The following is a 2,554-nucleotide window of genomic DNA, read 5'->3' on the forward strand; positions in this document are numbered from 1 at the left end:
GACCGTCACAGGCTTCCAGGCCCTGCAGCTGAGCCGCGACCGGCTGTCTTACCGCTTGAAGGGCCAGGGCTTCCCGGTGCAGCGCCGCGGCCCGCGTGGCGACCATCTGCTCACGCTGGTGCCGATATTTCCGCAGCAGCTCAGCACCGACCAGCAAATCCTGCTCGACCAGCTCTCGGCCACCAGTTCGGGTGCTGGTGGAGAAGCCCTGGACGATCGCCTTCGCGCATGGAACCGGGGTTTGCGCGCCTGGGAACGAAGCCTGTAGACCGCGGCGACCGGGCTGGCAAGCTCCCGGTGCCGAGGCACTGGCACCCAGAAAAAAGCCCCCTCACATCGCTGTGCGGGGGCCAATCCATCGAAGGACGATGGAGGAGACAACCGGGGATCTGTTCGTCAGCGAAGCTCGTCCAATTTCTTCGAGGTCACGTAACCGGAAACAACGACGGCAGCGACGGCGACAAGGCAGATCAAAACAGTGAACATTCGGAACTCCAGAATGAGTGCGTTGGCTCGATTATAGGGTAAACCCTAGTTCCCTGCACCGCTTGCTGCAACCCGCCGTTGCGCGTGTTTACGCCATCTTTGCACTCCCTCCGTGCACGCGGCTCGAGGCACCGACGTTGGATGAGCTCGGGGCAGCTGTTGCCTCGCACTGGAGATTTCACATGCACGCAAGTCGCTCAATGTTGGCCAGGTTGGCAGTTGTCGGAACCGTCGCCGTCGCGGCACTCGCGGGCGCCGTTTCGGCAAGTGCTGGCACGAACTGGTCGGTCGGCATTTATGCGCCTGGCGTGGCAATCGGGGTCGCCGAGCCAGCACCGGTCTATTACGAGCCGGCGCCGGTCTACGCGCGCCCGGCCCCTGTGTACTACCAGCCCGCCCCGGTGTACTACCGCCCTGCGCCGCCGGTGGCTTACGCACCGGCGCCTGTCTACTACGAACCAGGGTATCGCGGAGAAGGGCGCCGGTCCTATCGCGCCGACTGGGAGGGTGGTCGCCGCTGGGATCGCCGCGACTGGGGGCACGAGCGCCGCGAAGACCGTCGCGGCTGGGGCGGTCGAGACTGAGAACGGCGCTCAGTGCGCCGGCTTGCGCCACACGCTCGCCAGCCAAGGCTGCTGTTCGACCGGCATGCCGGATGGGCGGTAGTAGTGGGCCAGTTCGATGAACCGGGCTGCTGACATGTACCGGCGCCAGGCATCCAGATCGTGGAACGCGCCGTAGCGATCGCCGTTCCAGCCCTCCTGGCCATTGCCGCGGGGATTCGAGCAGAACAGCACGCCACCCGGCTTGAGCGTCGTGTGGAGGTCCTCCAGTACACGCGGCAATTCCTGGCTGGGGACGTGGAACAACGACGCATTGGCGAACACGCCGTCGAAGCGGCTGGCCGGCAATTGCAGTTTGAGGAAGTCCTGCTGCAGGACCTCGCACCCACTGTGCGCCCGCGCCATCGTGGCGAGCCGCTCGGACCCTTCCAGTCCTGTCGCGAGATGCCCAAGCCGCTTGAATGTCTCGAGGTCCCGACCGGGGCCGCAGCCGAAATCCAGAATCGCGAACGGGGGGGCCGTCTCGATGTACTGGAGGAGCGCCGCGATGTTCTGGCTGACGTCGTGATCGCGCGTGCCTTCCCAGAACGCTTGCGCGTGCTGGTCGTAGTGCGCGAGCGTCACTGCGGCGATGCGCTCGAGGTCATCGATGGACAGATGCATGTTCGGATCTTCCCAGATCCTCGCCTGGTTGCCTGGCTTCGACGCCGTCAGGCCAGGGGCGGAGGGAGATCGCAACCTGGCCTGGAGAATGCCATCGCGGCGGCCTGCAGTTCGGGGACCAGCGTCAGCAGCCGGCGGGTGAGCCAGTACAGGTGGGCGGCGTCGATCGGATTCGGCAACCTGAGGATGTTGATCAGCCGTCGCGGACGATCCCCAAAGCCAAGAGCGGTCAGCGGCTCGAGGACCGCCGCCAAGTCGCTTCGTGCCCGCTCGTCCAGCAGATCATGTTCATCCAGACTGCGCCAGATGGTATGCACGGCGCGGTCGCACAACTCGGCATCCGACAGCGGCGTCGTCGCCTCGGGGTCGCCCAGCGAGCCCAAGGGCATCGGGGGCATGCGGCGCACTTCTGCGCGAACCAGTTGTCTCCGTGAAGGCATGTGCTCCTCCTTCATGCCGGACACGATACGCCGGACCGAAGCGAACGGCAATCCTCGCGACATCACGACGGGCTTCTCCGGCCCGCCGTGCGCGACGCACGCCTCTGCATGGGGGCTTCCGATATCCAAACGTCAGGCGGACATCTCTTCCTCTTCGGCCTGCCCGATGAGAATGTCGGCCGGGATATGCATGCCCTTCGTCAGTCGGCGGATCATGTGCAGCGTCAGCGGGCGTTTGCGCGCCAGGACTTCGTACACTCGATTCAGCGGCCCGATGTAGGRCACGAGGTCTTTCGCGACCATGCCCGACTGATCCATGCGGAACTTGATCGCCTCGATGGGGTCGGGTGGGTCGATCGGGTAGTGCTTCGCCTCGTAGGCTTGCAGGAGGGTCGCCAGTAC

4 protein-coding genes and 1 pseudogene are annotated in these 2,554 nt (G+C 65.3%); 2 read left to right on the top strand and 3 right to left on the bottom strand.

Going from position 1 to position 2,554, the window contains the following annotated elements:
* A pseudogene (locus AC1D2E_RS35505) lies at positions 1-268 on the top strand (DnaJ C-terminal domain-containing protein); the annotation flags it as partial.
* A 526-nt stretch (positions 269-794) separates the two neighbouring features.
* On the top strand, positions 795-1,070 hold the full coding sequence (locus tag AC1D2E_RS35510) for a PXPV repeat protein (RefSeq protein ID WP_478201742.1): 276 nt from the start codon (positions 795-797) through the stop codon (positions 1,068-1,070).
* Positions 1,071-1,079: 9 nt separating this feature from the next.
* Here the strand turns inward: AC1D2E_RS35510 and AC1D2E_RS35515 are convergent, their stop codons facing one another.
* The 3 genes from AC1D2E_RS35515 to AC1D2E_RS35525 form a co-directional block, all read right to left on the bottom strand.
* Positions 1,080-1,712 (bottom strand): class I SAM-dependent methyltransferase, encoded by a 633-nt coding sequence (locus AC1D2E_RS35515; RefSeq protein WP_478201743.1) that lies wholly within the window; start codon positions 1,710-1,712, stop codon positions 1,080-1,082.
* A gap of 47 nt (positions 1,713-1,759) precedes the next feature.
* Positions 1,760-2,110: a hypothetical protein gene (locus tag AC1D2E_RS35520; RefSeq protein WP_478201744.1), complete on the bottom strand. Its 351-nt coding sequence runs from the start codon at positions 2,108-2,110 to the stop codon at positions 1,760-1,762.
* 174 nt (positions 2,111-2,284) lie between these two features.
* Positions 2,285-2,554, bottom strand: a 270-nt coding sequence (locus AC1D2E_RS35525) for a helix-turn-helix domain-containing protein (RefSeq protein ID WP_478201745.1), incomplete at its 5' end; no start/stop codon positions are given.

The organism is Variovorax sp. P1_H2, assembly GCF_056405295.1.

Excerpts from the sequence above, each read along its gene's own strand:
- AC1D2E_RS35515 (WP_478201743.1), bottom strand. The coding sequence starts at position 1,712 with ATGCATCTGTCCATCGATGACCTCGAGCGCATCGCCGCAGTGACGCTC.
- AC1D2E_RS35520 (WP_478201744.1), bottom strand. The coding sequence starts at position 2,110 with ATGCCCCCGATGCCCTTGGGCTCGCTGGGCGACCCCGAGGCGACGACG.